At 69.8% G+C, this 17,034-nt stretch carries 17 protein-coding genes; all 17 read left to right on the top strand.

The window, feature by feature from the left end; genetic code table 11:
* The first annotated feature begins 217 nt into the window (after nt 1–217).
* The 17 genes from ACT2CW_RS22815 to ACT2CW_RS22735 all read left to right on the top strand — a co-directional run bounded on the left by ACT2CW_RS22815 (nt 218) and on the right by ACT2CW_RS22735 (nt 17,033).
* A complete protein-coding gene (locus tag ACT2CW_RS22815; RefSeq protein ID WP_445518055.1) occupies nt 218–1,834 on the top strand; it encodes an aldehyde dehydrogenase family protein in 1,617 nt (538 codons plus the stop codon).
* Nucleotides 1,835–1,896: 62 nt separating this feature from the next.
* Nucleotides 1,897–3,036: an acyl-CoA dehydrogenase family protein gene (locus tag ACT2CW_RS22810; protein WP_445518054.1), complete on the top strand. Its 1,140-nt coding sequence runs from the start codon at nt 1,897–1,899 to the stop codon at nt 3,034–3,036.
* Nucleotides 3,037–3,065: 29 nt separating this feature from the next.
* Nucleotides 3,066–4,355 carry an aspartate aminotransferase family protein gene (locus ACT2CW_RS22805; RefSeq protein WP_445518053.1) on the top strand — a complete coding sequence of 430 codons (1,290 nt, stop codon included), beginning with the start codon at nt 3,066–3,068 and terminating at the stop codon, nt 4,353–4,355.
* Nucleotides 4,352–4,846, top strand: a complete 495-nt coding sequence (locus tag ACT2CW_RS22800; RefSeq protein WP_445518052.1) for a type II toxin-antitoxin system RatA family toxin — start codon at nt 4,352–4,354, stop codon at nt 4,844–4,846. Before ACT2CW_RS22805 ends, ACT2CW_RS22800 begins: the two co-directional genes overlap by 4 nt.
* 3 nt (nt 4,847–4,849) lie before the next feature.
* Complete coding sequence (locus ACT2CW_RS22795) at nt 4,850–5,347, top strand: hypothetical protein (RefSeq protein WP_138911980.1); 498 nt, start codon at nt 4,850–4,852, stop codon at nt 5,345–5,347.
* Nucleotides 5,344–5,901, top strand: coding sequence for a flavin reductase family protein (locus ACT2CW_RS22790; RefSeq protein ID WP_445518051.1), 558 nt, complete (start codon nt 5,344–5,346; stop codon nt 5,899–5,901). Before ACT2CW_RS22795 ends, ACT2CW_RS22790 begins: the two co-directional genes overlap by 4 nt.
* On the top strand, nt 5,898–6,887 hold the full coding sequence (locus ACT2CW_RS22785; protein WP_445518050.1) for a VlmB-like protein: 990 nt from the start codon (nt 5,898–5,900) through the stop codon (nt 6,885–6,887). Before ACT2CW_RS22790 ends, ACT2CW_RS22785 begins: the two co-directional genes overlap by 4 nt.
* Nucleotides 6,884–7,912 (top strand): beta-ketoacyl-ACP synthase III, encoded by a 1,029-nt coding sequence (locus ACT2CW_RS22780; RefSeq protein ID WP_445518049.1) that lies wholly within the window; start codon nt 6,884–6,886, stop codon nt 7,910–7,912. The genes ACT2CW_RS22785 and ACT2CW_RS22780 overlap by 4 nt, the downstream gene beginning before the upstream one ends.
* Before the next feature lie 54 nt (nt 7,913–7,966).
* A complete protein-coding gene (locus ACT2CW_RS22775) occupies nt 7,967–8,197 on the top strand; it encodes an acyl carrier protein (RefSeq protein WP_138911984.1) in 231 nt (76 codons plus the stop codon).
* Nucleotides 8,197–9,420 carry a beta-ketoacyl-[acyl-carrier-protein] synthase family protein gene (locus tag ACT2CW_RS22770; protein WP_432046804.1) on the top strand — a complete coding sequence of 408 codons (1,224 nt, stop codon included), beginning with the start codon at nt 8,197–8,199 and terminating at the stop codon, nt 9,418–9,420. The genes ACT2CW_RS22775 and ACT2CW_RS22770 overlap by 1 nt, the downstream gene beginning before the upstream one ends.
* Nucleotides 9,421–9,525: 105 nt before the next feature.
* Complete coding sequence (locus ACT2CW_RS22765) at nt 9,526–10,518, top strand: LLM class flavin-dependent oxidoreductase (RefSeq protein WP_445518048.1); 993 nt, start codon at nt 9,526–9,528, stop codon at nt 10,516–10,518.
* Nucleotides 10,515–11,144: a hypothetical protein gene (locus ACT2CW_RS22760; RefSeq protein ID WP_432046806.1), complete on the top strand. Its 630-nt coding sequence runs from the start codon at nt 10,515–10,517 to the stop codon at nt 11,142–11,144. The genes ACT2CW_RS22765 and ACT2CW_RS22760 overlap by 4 nt, the downstream gene beginning before the upstream one ends.
* A complete protein-coding gene (locus tag ACT2CW_RS22755) occupies nt 11,141–12,826 on the top strand; it encodes a GH3 auxin-responsive promoter family protein (RefSeq protein WP_445518047.1) in 1,686 nt (561 codons plus the stop codon). Before ACT2CW_RS22760 ends, ACT2CW_RS22755 begins: the two co-directional genes overlap by 4 nt.
* A 25-nt stretch (nt 12,827–12,851) precedes the next feature.
* Complete coding sequence (locus ACT2CW_RS22750; protein WP_445518046.1) at nt 12,852–13,709, top strand: class I SAM-dependent methyltransferase; 858 nt, start codon at nt 12,852–12,854, stop codon at nt 13,707–13,709.
* Nucleotides 13,706–15,154, top strand: coding sequence for an FAD-dependent oxidoreductase (locus ACT2CW_RS22745; RefSeq protein ID WP_445518045.1), 1,449 nt, complete (start codon nt 13,706–13,708; stop codon nt 15,152–15,154). Before ACT2CW_RS22750 ends, ACT2CW_RS22745 begins: the two co-directional genes overlap by 4 nt.
* Nucleotides 15,154–16,278: a hypothetical protein gene (locus ACT2CW_RS22740; protein ID WP_432046810.1), complete on the top strand. Its 1,125-nt coding sequence runs from the start codon at nt 15,154–15,156 to the stop codon at nt 16,276–16,278. Before ACT2CW_RS22745 ends, ACT2CW_RS22740 begins: the two co-directional genes overlap by 1 nt.
* Nucleotides 16,275–17,033 (top strand): DUF6182 family protein, encoded by a 759-nt coding sequence (locus ACT2CW_RS22735; protein WP_445518044.1) that lies wholly within the window; start codon nt 16,275–16,277, stop codon nt 17,031–17,033. The genes ACT2CW_RS22740 and ACT2CW_RS22735 overlap by 4 nt, the downstream gene beginning before the upstream one ends.
* Nucleotide 17,034: the final 1 nt, after the last annotated feature.

Raw genomic sequence — 17,034 nt, 5'->3', positions numbered from 1 at the left:
GGAGGGGGTTTGGGGTTTCCGCGCCGCCCCGTCCTCGCCTTCCCCCCGCGGCGCTTTTGTGAGCGCTGGGCCGAGCGCACACCACCACATCCTTTCCACCTTCGTGGCGCGGGATATCAGAGTGGTGTCAGTGACGAATCAGATAGCCCTGGCACACTCAAAAAGTGATCAAAGCGATGATGTCTAGAAGGGCGTCACAGTGCTTTCTGGTGGACAGTTGGAAACAGGCGCGGAAACGCGGCAGAAGGAACTGCGCAGCTACCCGTTGTATATAGGTGGCAAGGATGTCGAGGGCGACGGCTGGGTCTATACCGTCAGCGCTCGCTCATTGCTGGAGGACGTCTTCACCAGTGTGAGCTTGAAGCGAACCCTGGAGCAGGAGGCGGATCCCGAGGCGCTTCGGCATCCGTACGTCGTCGGGCGGTGTGCTGTCGCCGGTGACGAGGAGATCGACTTGTCGCTGGATGCGGCGGTCGCCGCCGTGCCGGCGTGGACTGCGGTGCCACTGGAGCGCCGTATGCGGCTGGGGGCGCTGTTCCGCCGACAACTCCTGCTCCACCAAGACGAGTTCCTGGAGATGCTGGTTGCCGAGGCGCACCCGATCAAGCTCGCCCGTTGGGAACTGAGCTGCCTGCTCCAGGTCTTCAGCGAGGAGAGCTGTGACTGGTACCGGCAGCGAATGTGCACCGAATTCGAACATGGGAACCGCAGGCTCATGGTGCGCCGCCAGCCCGACGGGGTGGTGTGCCTGAATCCGCCGCAGAACGCCCCAGCGCCCAGCGCCGCCCTCGCGGTGCTCGCTCTGATGGCAGGCAACGCGGTGGTGGTACGCGCGCCGCGCAGCATCGCCCTGAGCACCATGTATGTCCTGCGGGACCTGGTCGTGCCCCTGCTCGACGAGGTCGGAGCCCCGCCGGGGGTCCTGAACGTGGTGTGCGGCAATCCCCGCCAGACCCTGGACCGCTGGCTGGCCAGCCCGTTGGTCGATGACATCTTCTACATCGGGGGCAGTCAGGAAGGGCTGCGCTTCCAGGAACGGTGCGTGGCGGCGGGCAAGAAGCCCATTCTGGAACTCGCCGGGAACGACGGCATCGTGGTCTGGGACGACGCCGACGTCGACGCCGCCGCCGAGGCCATCGCGGAGTCCTTCTACGGATCCGGGCAGATCTGCATGGTCCCGAACTACGTCCTGGCCCACCCGCGCGTCGCGGATCGCCTGCTCGCCGAGGTCACCAAGCAGGCGGCGGCCATCCGCCCCGGTTATCCCGACGAGGAGGATGTGCTGCTGTCGCCGGTGCGCCGCAGCGAGCGCTTCTTCGACCTGCTGCGGCAGGCCCTGGACAACGGCGCCGAACTGGTCTGCGGGGGGAGTCGCACCGAGCTGGACGGCACGCCCTCCGACACGGGGGTGTTCCTACAGCCGACCGTCGTGCGCGTGAACGGGTTGTCGGGCGCCCGCAACCTCGACATCGTCCGGCACGAGACCTTCTTTCCGCTGTTGCCGGTGGTGGTCCCCGAGGAGGCCGCCGACGGGGAACAGATCGAGCGCTTCCTCGACTTCGTCAACACGAACGAGTACGGCCTGCGCAACTCGCTGTGGACCCGTTCCGAGAGCGTGATCGACACCTTCGTGCGGCGCGTGGTGAACGGCGGGCTGCTCAAGGTGAACGACTCCCACATAGGTTTCCTGCCCTACTTGCCCAGCCACGGCGGCACCGGGCTGACCGGCGGCGTCTTCGGCGAGGCCAACTACCCCATGCTCAAGACCTCGCACGTCCAAGGGGTGAGCATCGCCCGTGGAGTGCGTCCCCGACAGGCCGTCTTCGGAGACTGACCCCCGTACGCCTGCCCGCACCGGAAGCCGGCGCCACCCCACCACCTTCGCAAAGGATCCTGATGCGCTCCCTCGACATTGCCCGCGACTCCTGTGACCGCTACCACCCCGGCTTGCTGAAGGCACTGGCCGCTGTTCCGTTCGGGGGCCGGGAGGCCCGGGGAAGCTCGGTCGTCGGCCTCCTGCGGGAGCACGGCGGCGTGGGACTCCTCGTGCCCGCGGAGTACGGCGGGCACGCGGCGGACCCGGTCGAGGCGGTCCGGGTGATGCGTGCCATCGGTTCGCTGTCCCCCTCCCTGGCCGCCGCGGCGACCATGCACCACTTCACTGTGGCGATGCTCTACTCCCTGGCGGAAGAGGCCGGGAGGCTCACCGACGCCCAGCTCGCCCTGCTGAAGGACATCGTCCCCGGGCAGCGGCTGCTCGCCTCCGGCTGGGCGGAGGGGCGTACCGAACAGAACATCCTCAGCCCGGCCGTCACCGCGCGCCCGGTCGACGGCGGGTACCGTCTCGACGGGGCCAAGAAGCCCTGTAGCCTCTCCCACTCGATGAGCCTGCTCACCGCCAGCATCGCGGTGCCCTGCGCCGACGGTGCGCGCGAGCTGGCGTTGGCGCTGGTCCCGGCCGACTCGCCCGGCGTGTCCGTGCATCCCTTCTGGGCCGCCGACGTGCTGGCCGCCGCGGAGAGCGACGAGGTACGCCTGGAGGACGTCTTCGTCCCTGACGACCTGGTCGTGCGCACCTCCGCCGACGATCCGGGGCGGCTGGACGACCTACAGACGGCCGGCTTCATCTGGTTCGAACTGCTGGTGACCGCCGGCTACGCGGGAGCGATGTCCACCCTGGCGGAGCGGGTCCTGGAGCGCGGGCGCGGGAGTATCAGCGACCGCACGTCCGTGGCGATCGGCGCCGAGGCCGCCTTCGCCCTGGTGGAGGGCACCGCCCGGGCGGTGCGCGACGGCCTCGCGGGCGAGGCGGCCGTGGCCTCGGTGCTCGTCGCCCGCTACGCGGTCCAGACGGCACTGTCGACGGCCGGGGACCAGGCCCTCGAACTGCTCGGCGGCCTCGACTTCATCCGCGCGGCAGAGCACGCCCGGCTCGTTTCCGGTATCCGGGCGCTGGCCTTCCACCCGCCGTCCAGGAGCAGCAGCGCCGAGGCGCTCAGCACGTACCTCGGCGGCGGTGAGCTCCAGCTCTCCTGAACCGGTCAACCTCTTGGAAGGAACTGCCTGTGATCGTGACTCACGACGCCGCGAACAGTGCTGAGGAGGAGATCCTCGCGCTGTACCGGGCGCACCTGAGCAAGGGAAGGGCCACTCTCGCCGAACTGTTCGGCAGCCACATGGAGGTCTCGTCCTCCGGGGCCTGGTTGACCACGAGCGACGGTGAGCGCTTCCTCAACTGCGGTGGCTACGGGGTGTTCCTCATGGGCGCTCGCCACCCGATCATCATGGAGGCGGTGGAACGGCAGCTTCGTATCCACCCCGTGGCCACCCGCATCCTGCTGGAACCCGCCGTCGCCCGGGCTGCCGAGGCGCTCGTATCGGTGATGCCCGAAGGGCTCGACCGGGTGCACTTCGCACTCTCCGGCGCCGAGGCGGTGGAGACCGCGCTCAAACTGGCCCGGGCCGGTGGCCGGAGGCGCACGGTGTCCATGAATGGCGGCTACCACGGGAAGACCCTGGGCGCGCTGTCGGCCACCGCCAAGCCGGTCTACCAGGATCCGTTCAGGCCGTTGCTCCCTGACTTCTGCCACTTGCCCTTCGGTGACACCGACGCCCTGGAGAAGGAACTCGCCGACCACCCCGGCGAGGTATGCGTCCTCGTCGAACCCGTCCAGGGCGAAGGCGGCGTGATCATTCCGCCCGATGGCTACCTCAAGAGGGTCGAGGACCTGGTCCGCCGGTATGACGGCTTCCTTGTCCTCGACGAGGTACAGAGCGGGATGGGACGGCTCGGCCACTGGTGGGGTGCCGACATGGAGGGCGTATCCCCTGACGTGCTGCTGACGGGGAAGGCGCTCGGCGGCGGGGTGGTGCCGGTCTCCGCCGCGGTCGCCACCGGCGCCGCCTTCCGCCCCTTCGACAAGGATCCCTACATCCATACCGCCACCTTCTCCGGGGCTCCGCTCCTCATGGCCGCGGTACAGGGGGCGATCCGTGCCGTCCAGGAGGACGACCTGGTCACCCGGGCCCGGGAGCTGGGCGCGGAACTGTTACCGGAAATCGAGAGCATCGCCTTGCGTAACATCCCCGAACTGCTGGTCGGGGTACGCGGCCGCGGGCTGTTGATCGGTGTGGAGCTGACCGAGGCCGGACTGGCCGGCGAGTTGCTGATCGAACTGTTCAACCACGGGGTCGTGGCCAATCACTCGATGAACGGCAGCTCGGTCATACGGTTCACTCCGCCTGCCGTGTTGGCGCGCTCCGACGTCGCGTTCCTCCTCGATTCCTTCGACAAAGCCACCCGAGATCTGATCGACAAGCAGGCCACCATGCCGCGAGGAGCAGACGGACGATGAGACACGTCGAGTTGGACGCCACCGTGCTCGGTGAGCGGGCCGAGTACGTCTTCGACCACGTCATTCACTGGGAGCGTTATCCGGAACTGGCCCCGCACGTCCAGTCTGCCACGGTGCACTCCGCGACCGCGGACACCGGCAGCTCGAGCTGGGAACTCCATTTCCGTAGCGGCCTGTTGCGCTGGTCCGAAGAGGAGCACTTCTTCAGGGACACGCTGGAGATCCGCTTTACGCAGACCGACGGCGACTTCGACAGCTTCACCGGGACATGGCGGCTGCGGCAGGACGGCGACGACGTGGCCGTGAGCTTCGCCGCCGCCTTCGACTTCGGCATCCCCAGCCTGGAGGGGATCCTCGACCCCATCGCGGAGCGCGTCATCAAGGAGACCGTGGCCTGGGCGCTTACCGGCCTCTTCGCACGTGTCACCGTCACACAGGACCTCGACATGCCCCAAGCCTCCGCCGACGCGGCGGCCCGAGCCGGGAGGTGACCCATGGATCAGGTCAACCCGTTCGAGACGCCCACCACCTTCTCGCTGCACCGCGCCGAGTACCTGGTGGGGTTCCTGATCTCGACCGCACTGATCATCGTGCACTTCGACGACATCCGCTGGCTGCCGGCGATCGGCCTCTTCCTCTATATCGACATCATCGGCTATATCCCGGGCGCGATCGCCTACCGGCGCGGGGACGGAGACATCTCCAAGGTCTATTACGTCCTGTACAACGTCATGCACAGCCTGATCACGCAGGCGGCGGTGGCCGCCCTGTGGTGCTGGCTTGTGGAGCCGGAGTGGGCGTTGCTGGCGCTGCCCTTTCACCTGTTCGGCGACCGCGGCCTGTTCGGGAACTTCCTGAAGTCCTTCGCGCTGCCGTTCGAGCCGGTACGCCAGCCCGGGTATCTGCGGCTCCTGGACGAGCTGGGACTACGGCACCCGAAACCGGCCGGCCACGGATCACAGTCGAAGTCCGCGCTGGGAGCCGAGCGATGACCAGCCTGGACGTGCCCGTCCCGACGGTGGAGCGGCGCAGGGCGGTGCGGCACTTGGCCGCCGCCGTCGCGGTTGTCACCGTGCACCACAAGGGCGCGGTCCACGGGACAACCGTCAGCAGTCTGACGACCGTCTCGCATGAACCGCTACTGCTTGGCGTGTGCCTGCGGCCCGGGTCGGTGTTCGCCGACCTGGCATGCGCGGCGACCCGGTTCACCGTCAACGTCCTGGGCAGCGACCAGGCGCATCTGGCCCGCTGGTTCGCCGACCGATTGCGGCCGAAGGGCGCCGAACAGTTCGACCGGCTCGGATGCCACGAAGACCCATACACCAAGGCCCCCCGGCTGGACGGTGCGCTGGCCCACTTCTCCTGCCGGGTGAGCGGTCGCACGCCCATCGGCGACCACGAAGTGCTGCTCGCGCACGTCCTACGGGCCACCGCGCGCGGCGGTGCGCCGCTGCTCAGCTTCGCGGGCCAGATCTGCGGAGGCCCGCTGCGCGTCGTCTCCGGCCAGCTGAACACGTACCACGAGGGAGAAGGAGATGTCAGGTGACGAACGATCTCACGCCCCATCAGGCGGCTGACTGGGAGACCGCGCCGGGCTTGCTGGACGGGGCCATGGGCCTCACTCTCACGGCCGCGGACTGCGACCTGGGCTACTGGATCACGTCCGTGGCGCAGGGCACCCTGCGTGATCGTGGCGTGACCGGACATCACGATGACGTCGTGGTACCGGACTTCATGAAGCGGCCGGGGCCGTTGCGCGAGGCGCTGATCCTGGAGTTCGGCTACCGCAGCCTGTCGGAGGAGATCGCCACCAGACTGCTCAGCCACTATGTGGCCAGCGCGCCCGGCATCCCGGAGATGGAGTTCTACGCCACCCAGTTGATGGACGAGGCCAGGCATAGCCGGGTCTTCCGCCACCACCTGGTCGAGCTGGGCATGCCCGGGGAAACGGTGGTCGCGGACATCGAGTCGATGACCGTCGAGTACCGCAAGGAAGTCCTACAGCCGGTCGAGGACTTCACCCTGGACATCGTCCGCGACCAGGCCGATTTCTACGGTGGTGTGGCGGTCTTCGCCATCGTCATCGAGGGAGTGCTCGCCCCCGCGGCCGAGCTGAGTGAGCGCAAGTGGACACCGCTCAACCCGGCGACCGGCGAGGTCTCCCGCGGTACCGCGATCGACGAGATCCGCCACCTGACCGTGGCCAGCTCCATCCTCCGCGACCACCTGGCCGAGCACCCGGAGAACCGGGAACGGATCATCCGGATCCTGGAACGCGGCCGCGACCTGTGGGACCGCGTCCCGGACCGTAAGTATGTGCTCCACCGGGAGCAACTGTTCCAGGAGGGTATGCGGGCCCATGCCGACCGCGTCGGTGACTACGAGATCTGGCCCGGCGTGCGGATGATCGACACCACGGCCGAGCAGCGGTACGACATGGCGGAGCGCTGGACCGACGACATGGCCGAGGCCCGGATGCGGTACATGGGCCTGCCCACGGACATCCTGACCTCCTCGGACGGCCGGTCGTGACCCGGGCCGGGCACGGGGCTGCCGGGCGGCGGGCCGCCGTGCTGTGCGGGCTCGGGGCGTGGCTGCCGCCGAACACGGTGACCAACCAGGCACTGGCCGCCCGCCTCGACACCTCGGACGCCTGGATCCGCTCACGCACGGGCATCGCGGTGCGCCATGTCGTCGACCCCGGCATGGCCACGTCCGACCTCGCGGTGCAGGCCGGCCAGCGGGCCCTGAAGTCGGCCGGGGAGGGTCACGTGGACGCCGTCGTCCTGGCCACCACCACGCCGGACCGGCCGTGTCCGGCCACCGCGCCGGAGGTCGCGTCCCGGCTGGGGCTCGGCGGCGTCGCCGCGTTCGACGTCTCGGCCGTGTGCAGCGGCTTCCTCTACGGTCTGGCGGCGGCCGACGGTCTCATCGCGGCGGGCACCGCCGACCGGGTGCTGGTCATCGGCGCCGATGCCTTCACCTCCATCATCGACCCGCATGACCGCAGCACCGCGGTGATCTTCGCGGACGGGGCGGGTGCTGTGGTGTTGTGCGCAGGCACGCTCGACGAGCAGGGGGCCATCGGCCCCGTGGTGCTCGGCAGCGACGGCGAACTCAGCGACCTCATCGAAGTCAGGGCGGGCGGCTCGCGGCAGCGCGCGAGCGGGCGGCAGCCTCAACCGGGTGACGAGTACTTCCGGATGCGCGGCCGGGACACCTACCGGCACGCGGTGGAGCGACTGACGTCCGCGTCCCGGCAGGCCATGGCGCGAGCCGGCTGGCAGATGTCCGACATCGACCGCGTCGTGTCCCATCAGGCCAACGCCCGCATCCTCGGGGCGGTCGCCGAGCGGCTCGGCATCCCCGCCGAGCGCCTGCTGTCCAACATCGAACATGTCGGCAACACGGGCGCCGCTTCCATTCCCGTGCTGCTCGCCCAGGCTGCCGAGGAAGGCACCCTCACCGCAGGTCAGCGTGTCCTGCTGTCGGCGTTCGGCGGCGGACTGGCCTGGGGTGCCATGACCCTGACCTGGCCCCGGACGCGCGCGGGCTGATCGCGTCCGCCCACTCGGCCCATTCCGCAAGTGGCCCCTGGAAGGAGCCCATCCGTGTTTGAGACCCTGAAGGACATCCTCGTCACCAAGCTCAAGGTGACGCCCGAGCAGATCACGCCCGACGCCACGCACGAGGACGCCGAGCTGGACTCCCTGGCCGTCGTGGAACTCTCCCTCGTCCTGGAGAAGGAACTCGACATCGCCATTAGCGACGACGAGCTGCTGAAGGCGCCCACCATAGGCGCCATCGCCGAGCTGATGCAGGAGAGGAGCGCGAAGGTCTGATGGCCGCCGCCGACATAGAGGTCACCGGGCTGGGCCTCGTCACACCCGCCGGGGTCGGTATCGGACCGACCTGGCAGGCGGTCTGTGCCGGAACCCCCACGGCGGCGCACGACCCCGAGCTGAAGAACCATCCGGTGACATTCTCCTGCCGGGTCCCCGACTTCGAGCCCGAGGTACTGCTGGGAGCCCGGCGCGCCCACCGGCTGGACCGCTTCGTGCAGTTCGCGCTCGTCGCCGCCCGGGAGGCGCTGGCCGACGCCCGACTGGATCCCGGCACCTGGGACGGTGCCCGGGTGGGTGTCGTACTGGGCTGCGCCGACGGTGGTCCCGGCACGGTGGAGGCGGAGCACCGGGCCCTGCTCACAGACGGTCCCGGGCTGGTGTCACCGCTGCTGCTGCCGATGCAGTTGCCGAACATGCTGGCCGGACAGGTGGCGATCGAGTTCGGCGCCACCGGGCCGAATCTGGTGGTGGCCACTGCCTGCGCCTCCGGGGCCTCAGCGATCGGCGTCGCTCGCGACCTGCTTCTGCTGGACCGGTGTGACGTCGTGATGGCGGGCGGCAGCGAAGCCATGATTACCCCCCTGGTGATGGCCGGCTTCGCCAAGATGGGAGCGCTCTCGCGGCGCAATGACGACCCTCGGGGCGCCTCCCGCCCCTTCGACGTGGAGCGTGACGGTTTCGTGGCTGGTGAGGGCAGCGGTGTGCTGGTGCTGGAGCGAGCCGCCGACGCCCGTGCCAGGGGAGCCCGGACGCGGGCGCGGATCGTCGGATACGGGGCGAGCGCCGACGCGCACCACATGACCTCTCCGCACCCCGAAGGCCGCGGTGCGGCAGCGGCGGTCAGCGCCGCGCTCTCCGACGCCGGAGCGGGGCCCGGCGATGTGCAGCACGTCAACGCACACGGCACGTCGACCCCGCTCAACGACCTGGCCGAGGCCAGGATGCTGCGCCGACTGCTCGGCGACGGGCCGGTGGTCACCTCGGTGAAGGGCGTCACCGGGCACATGCTCGGTGCCTCCGGCGCCGTTGAGGCCGCGTGCACGGTGCTCGCGGTCGAACAGGGAGTGGTACCGCCGACAGCGAACCTCGACAAGCCCGACCCGGAGATCGACCTGCCGCTTGCCGAGGTCTTGCAGCACCGCGACATCGACCTGGCTCTGACTCTCTCATGCGGCTTCGGCGGCCAGAACGCCGTGCTGGCGGTGGCCGCGGCGGCCTGAGGACCCGAGGACGGCAGTACGAGGACGCGGAAACAGGGCCGGGCCGCGCCGTACGACGGCCGGCGGCCGACTCACCAACGTGGAGGGAAGACAGTGACTGTCAGCATGCCGGTCCGTGTGGGTATCCTGCTGCCGGCGCGTGAGCAGGCGATGATGGGCGACTACGCGGCGGCGCCACTGCTGGATTTCGCCCGTCGGGTGGAGCAATACGCTTTCGACTCGATCTGGACAGGGGACTCCCTGACGGCCCGCCCACGGCTTGATCCCTTCGTCGTCCTCTCCGCCGTGGGCGCGGTCACCAGCACGGTCCGGCTGGGCACGGCCGCCCTGACACCCGTGCTCCGCCATCCCCTGGTCGGCGCCACCATGGCCGCGGCTCTGGATCAGGTGTGCGATTCCCGTCTGGTACTCGGCCTCGGCGCCGGGTTCCCGATCCCGGAGAGCGAGGAGGAGTTCGCCGCCGTTGGCGTCCCCTTCTCCGGCAGGGCCGGCCGGCTCGACGAGACCGCCGCGCTGTGGAGACAGGCGTGGCGCACCGGGGACGTGCCGGCCGAGTTCACGGGGAAGCACGTGCACACCAAGGGCTTGGACCGTCTCCCCAAGCCGCACCGACCGGGCGGGCCGCCGCTCTGGCTCGCGGGCAGCGACACCCCCGGCGTCATGAAAAGGGTCGCCCGGCACTATGACGGTTGGCTTCCCTTTCTGCCCTCCGCCGAGCAGTACGGCAGTGCCTGGCAGCGCATCGAGCGGTTGCGAGCCGAGTCGGGCCGACCGGCCGGGGCGATCGTGCCGGCTCTCTACGCCACCCTCACGGTGCAGCACGACGAGGCACGCGCGAAGGCCGAACTGGAGGACTACACGCAGCGCTACTACGGACGCTCGCTGGAGACGATGTCGGCCATCCAGGCCTATGGCTGGGGAAACGCCGAACAGTGCGCCGGCTGGCTGTCGGATTATGTGCGGGCCGGGGCCCGGCACATCGTCATCAGGATCGGCTCGCTCGACCCGGGACGACAGCTCAAGGAGATCGCCGAGACCGTCCTTCCCGCGCTGCGCCGGACAACAGCAACAGGTACCGGAGGTGGGAGTCGCTCATGATCGACCGGCCGTTCTACGTACTACTGGGCCCGGACGGGGCGGGTAAATCCTCGGTCATGACAGAGGTCGGGGCCAAGCTGCCCGGGTGGCGCACGCTGTCCACGGACGACGCTTTCGTCGGCCCGGCCCACGAACTCGTCAGCCGACTGCGCCGTGATGTGGTCGAGGACGTCCTGCCGAACCTCGGGACGTCCTACTCGACGGAATTCCTGGCCAGCCTCCTCCAGGCCGCCGTGGTCCACCTGAAGGACCAGGTGGAGCGCCAGGACGAGGACGTCCCGCTGCTGATGGATTCCTACTACTACAAGATCCTCGCGAAATGCCGGCTGGCGGGTATCGAACAGCACCCCATGTACACCTGGTGGCGCTCCTTTCCGCGCCCACGCGCGGTGGTGTACGTCGATGTGTCCGCCGAGTCCGCCTGGCGGCGTTCGGCCGAAGGCGCCCGGCTCAATCCGCTGGAGTACTTCGGCGAGCGTCCCGAATGGCTGGGCTTCGAGAGCTATCAGAAGAGCCTTCGCAAACTGATGCTGGAAGAGGTTCGGGACAGGCCGGTGACGATCATCGAGGAACAGCCCAGCGTCGCCAGGACCGCGGACGCGGTGGTGGAGGTGCTCACCCCGTGACCACGAGTTGGCGATGGGCGGACGCCGGACATGCCGACCGGTACCGGAAGCGGGTCCTTGCCGAACGCGACCGGCTGACCGATGGGCTCGCGGACCTGCCCGGGCAGCAACGGCACGTCCTCACCGACATCCTCGGCTTCAACGGCCGAACCGAGTTCGGCAAGCGGCACGGTTTCGCCCGCGTCCGGGACATCGACGACTTCCGCAAGGCCGTCCCCGTACAGGACTATGCCGCCCACGCGCCGCTGATCGAGCGCACCGCGCGGGGGGAGCCGAACCTGTTGTCGGCCGACCGGCCGGTCGTGTACTTCACCAGCAGTGGCAGCACCGGCGCGCACAAGAAGATACCGGTCACCCCGCGGTTCATGCGGAACACCTTCTTTCCCTTCTACTACGCGGCCTGGGCACCGCTGATCGAGAACTTCCCCGACGTCACGCACCGGCCCGACGCAGTGCTCAACCTCAAGCACGATCCGCTCGCCGCGCCCCCCACGACAGCCGATGGCCGTCCCCATGTCGGTGCCAGCCAGGTCGATTTCGGTGAGAAGTTCGGCGAACCCCTGTCGGCCGAACTCGGCACCGCCGCGCCGTGGGCCACCCTGCGCGCGGACATCGCACCTGACGATCACCTGGAGAAAATGTACCTGCGGCTGCGACTGGCCGTGCAGAGTGACGTGCGCTGCCTCATCGGCATCAACCCGGCGATGATCGCGGCCGTGCCGTACCAACTGACCCTGTGGTGGGACCGCATCGTCAAGGAGGTGCGCGACGGCACACTGGGAGGTGTGCCGCACGGTGGCCCGGATCCCCGCCGCGCCGCCGAACTGGAACGGCTCGCCGACTACTTCGGGACCGTGTCCCCGGCGCACGTGTGGCCTCGGATCCGGGCCCTGTTCGGCTGGACGACTGGCATGGCCTCCCTCTACCTCCCAGCACTACGCGAACGGTTCGGCACCGGAGTGACCGCGCTGCCCGCTCCGGTGGCCGCGTCCGAGGGACCGGTCGGCGTGCCGCTGGACCGGCACGGTTCCGCGGGAAGCCTCGTTGTATCAGCGGCCGTGTACGAGTTCGTGGACGCCGACCTCGAACTCGAGCCCGGCACCGAGACGCTGCTGCCGCAGGAACTGGAGGCGGGACGCGAGTATCACGTGATCTTCAGCCATGTCGGTGGGCTGTACCGGTACGCCGTCGGCGACGTCGTCCGGGTCGTCGACTTGTTCGGAGGCGTGCCGCGTGTGGAGTACGCGGGGCGGGCGACTCGCTCCGACGCAGCCGGCGAGCGGCTGCGTGAGTCCCAGGTCGTTCGCGCGCTGCGCACCGCCCTGACCCGTACCGGCCTCGGACTTGTCAACGCCGCCTGCCGGGTGGAACCGGCGCCCGGGGCGGCGGCTCCCCGATACGTCTTCGCCATTGCCCCGTCCACTCCCTGGCAGAACACCGAAGCGGCACGTTTCACGGTCTTGCTGGACGCCGCACTGGAAGCGGAGTCCGCCGACTACCGGCGGGTCCGGGTGGAGAACCGGCTCTCGGCCCCCGCCTTGCGACTGCTCGACCCGGACGCGTTCCACCGCGCTTGGCACACGGCCGTGGGCAGCGGCATCCGCCCCACCCAAGTCAAGGACCGGCTGTTCCGGCAGGACGACTCCCTGTGGCGGGAGCTGACCGGCGCGGCACCAGCTTGATCGTACGCAGCACGGAGGAGCCTCCATGACCGACCTTCTGAACCCGGTGGAGCGGACCGCCCTGCTCACCGCCGCTCTGCGCGCCGCCGAGACCCGGCGCGAGGACCGCCTCTACGAGGATCCGTACGCCGCCCGGCTCGTCGGCGCCGCCGGACCCAGCCTACTGGCCGAGGTGAGAGCCGCGACGTTCCCGCCCGACAGGCCGCGCTCCCTGCCCAGCACGCCTGACTACAACGCGATTCGCACCCGCTTCTTCGACGACCTCCTGCACGGCGTGGCGCAGGATCGGGACATGACCCAGATCGTGGTGGCTCCCTCCGGCATGGACTCCCGGGCCTATCGGTTGCGATGGCCCGGCCACATCCGCTACTTCGAGATCGACCGACCAGCGGTGCTGGAGTTCAAGGCCGACCGCCTCCAGGGAGTCGCCCCACAGGTGAACCACAGCACCGTCGCCGCCGACCTCACCGCCGACGACTGGGCGGCGCGGCTCATAGGCGCCGGGTACGACCCGTCGCTTCCCTCTGCCTGGCTACTCGAAGGGCTGCTCTACTACATTCCCGAACCCGATGCGCACCGCGCGCTCGAACGCGTGGCGGCCCTCTCCGCGCCCGGCAGCCTCGTCGCCGCCGACCTGGTCAACGCCGCCGCCCTGGCCCTGCCCCACATGCGGGGGCTGCTGGACGTATTCGCCAACTGGGGCTGCCCCTGGCTCTTCGGCAGCGAGGAGCCCGAAGCGCTCTTCGACCAGTACGGATTCGACGTGGAGGCCACTCAGCCCGGCGAGCCGGGTGCGGACTTCGGCCGCTGGCCGGACCCTGTCCCCCCGCGTGGCGTCAAGAATGTCCGCCGGGTGTTCTTCGTCCACGGGCGGCGACGTTGACGGCGCCCGCGGTCGTGGTCGCAGGCGGTGGCCTCGCGGGTCTCGCCACCACTCTGGCCCTCGCCGAACGGGGCTTCGCGGTACGCATCCTGGAGCGCTCCTCCCCACCGCCGGAAGGCCCGGTCGGCAAGGCCGCCGAGCTGTGGCAGCGGCCCACCATCCCGCAGAGCGGCCACTCCCACATCCTCACCTCGCTCGGGGTGCGCGTCCTTCGCCGGTCGGCCCCGCACCTCCTGGAGACCGCCCTGGAGGAGGGCGCGCGGCTGCTGGACCTCACCCGGGCGGCGCCACCCGGCGCGGACCACCGCGAGCCGTCCGACCATGAACTGGTGGCACTCGCCGTGCGCCGTCCCGTCCTCGACCTGCTGCTCCACCGGGCCGTACGGGCTCTGCCCGGAGTCACGATCGACCACGGCACCGCGGTCCGGGGGCTGATCCTGGACCCCTCACGGTCACGCGCCCGCGGCGTGCTCACCGATCGCGGCGAACAGGTACCCGCACGGTTCGTGGTGGACGCCACCGGACACAAGGCAGCCGCCCGCGCCTGGCTGACGTACGCCGGGGTACCGGTGGGCGACGACCTGACCGATCCCACGCAACTGCGCTGCTTCTCCCGTTTCTACCGACTGAACGCACCGGACGGCACCCTGCCCGGTCCGCTCAACCGCGGCAATGCGGCCGGTGGCGTCTGGGACCACTATGCGGCCGTCGTCCATCCGGCGGACAACGGGACCTTCGGCGTCTCCCTCGGAGCGCTCACCTTCGACCCGGCCACCACCGTGCTGCGCGAGCCCGCGGCCTTCACCATCGCCGGCCGTCTCTCCCCGCACGTCGCGGAGTGGATCGACGAGCGGGCCGCGACGCCACTGACCGGCGTACGGGCCATCACCATGCCGCCGAACTGCCTGCGCTCCACGATTCGTCCCGGGCGGCGTCAAGTGGCCGGGCTGTTCTCCGTCGGTGACGCCGCCTGCGTCACCGACCCCCTCTACGGGCGCGGCATGTCGCTCGCCTTCGAGCATGCCTTTCAACTGGCCGGGATCCTCGACGCCCATCCGGCGGTGGGAGCGCTCCAGAGCGAACTGGCGGTCAGCCTCGCCCAGGAGATCCATCGTCCCTGGTACGAGCAGGCGGTCCACGACAGCCGGGCCCGCAGCGGGCTGTGGCGGGCCAGGGCCAACGGCACTGCGACGCCGTCGATGCCGCCCGCTGCTCCGGGCCGTCCCGCGCTCGCCGAGGCGACACGGGCCGCTGCCGGTGACGCCACCGTCTGGCGGGGGCTCGTCCGTGTCCTGATGGGCCTCGAGACACCCGCGAAGATCTTCGACAGTGCTGCCTTCCGGGAGCGTGTGCGTGGCGTCCACGCCGGCCTCGCAATGCCCGGGCCCCGCCCACCGACCCGTAAGGAACTGCTGGCGGCCCTGGGCACGGGGGAGGAGCGGTGATGGCCAGTACGCCCCGCAGGGTGCTGCTGGCGCCGATCACTGTCACACCGTCCAAGCCGCTGACCCCCAGCCACCTCAAGGGTCTGTTCTGGGCGGACGTGATGTTCCGGGCCACGGCGCAGCTCGCCGACGTGACGTACCGGTACAGTCACACGACGTATCACGTAACCGAACAGACGCTGGGCTTCTGGGAGTTCCTCGACCGTACACAGAGCGACATCGACTACGACGCCCTGTCCGAGGAGGAGATCGGCGAGCTGTACGTGCGCTTCCGGGCCGAGGGGAAGCCGCCCACCGCCGAGGCGGTGCGTCCGTACGCGGAGGCGGTCGAGCACACCGGCTATGTGCACCCCGCCGGGGCCCGCGTGCTGCGGCTTTGGACCGGTCACTACGAGCGGCTCGGCCTGCACGACCCGGGGCTGATGGCGTGTCAGCCACCCGGATTCGGGCTGGAGCAGATGATCGAGGAACTGGTCGCGGTCGGCCTGGGACTGGACCAGCGGAACGTGGGCGGCCCCGTGTACCTCGACGCCACCCGCTTCGGCCTGCCGCTGCGGCGGATCGTCACCGCGGAGGGGCGCCCCAACTACCTCGCGTGCGCGTTGCGCGACCTGCTGCCGCTCGCTCCCCGTTACGACGAGGTCGTGGTGGTGTACGACCGGGAACTCGACCCCGACTACCAGCTCCTGGACCGGGTGCTCACCGACAGGGGGACCGTGGTTCACCGGGTGCCCCTCGGCCGGGTGCCGATCGATGGGAGGGTCATCTCCGCCCGGCACGGTGGCTGGCACAACCACACCCTGGAGGCCTTGCTGCGCTCCCTCGGGGACGACCACGACTCCGCAGCGATCCGGCTCGGCATGCGCCTGTACTTCATCGCCACCCTCGGGCCCGGGCAACAGGAGTCGTTCCGGTACGACCTGCTGCGAAAGAGCCTCACCCGCGCCGCGCAGATGCTGAGCCGGGCGGAGGAGGCAGCACGGGATCCGGGCGTGCTGGCGGCTCTGCTCGACCGGCACCGGCGCGGCCACACCCACGTCGACCCGTACCGGCTCACTTCGTCGTTGCTCGGCCGTGGCCGACGGGCACCCACCAACGACCTGCTCAGCGCGGTGTTCCTATGACCCTAAGCCCCGATCTTCTGCTGACCATAGCCGCCGACAGGCTGCGGACGACCCGCCCCGAACTCGTCGCCCACATGGACCTGTCCACTCCCGACGCGCTGCGCGACGCCAAGGCCGCCATCGCCGGAAGTGAAGGCGCCGGCACGGCCGACAGCGCTGTCGTCGTAGCCGTCATCCGCAGTCTCTCCCTGCCGCGCTGGGTGCACGAGACCTGCCGCTTCGTGCTGTCGGTGCCGGCCGGCCCGGCCAGGTCCTGGCGGCGCTCCTTCACTCGTACCCTGTACCTGGCGGGGCAGCCCGACAACCTCAAGGAGCGGTTCACCTTCGACCACATCGCCGCCGACGGCTCCGCGGCCTGGGCCGGGCCCACCGCCGACGAGACCACCAGTGCCCTGCGCCGGCTACTCAAGACATTCAGCGGCGTGCGGGAATTGTCCGCGTGGGCACCGGTCACTGTCGTCGTGCCCGCGCCTGCCGCGCGCCGGGCGCCCCGCCATCCTGGCCGCCGACCGGTTCACCGCGATCTGTACATCGCCACGGCGGCGGTCACCGTGTCCGACGTGCTTGTCCAGGTGAACCACCTTCTCGCCGAGGCAGTCCTGGACGGTCTGATCCGGCCCGGAGACCGGCTGAGCCTGCGTTCCGTACCACGGCTGTCCGGCTCGGCCGCGCGGTTCGCGGCGCTGCGCGTCGACACCGACACGCAATACCGCCACGAGCTGCGGGCCTACGTTGGACTGACCGACGAGGTCTGAG

This window comes from Streptomyces sp. NEAU-174 (assembly GCF_052665095.1).
The sequence above is the reverse complement of the archived record's forward strand: the minus strand, read 5'-3'. Positions and strand labels throughout refer to the sequence as shown.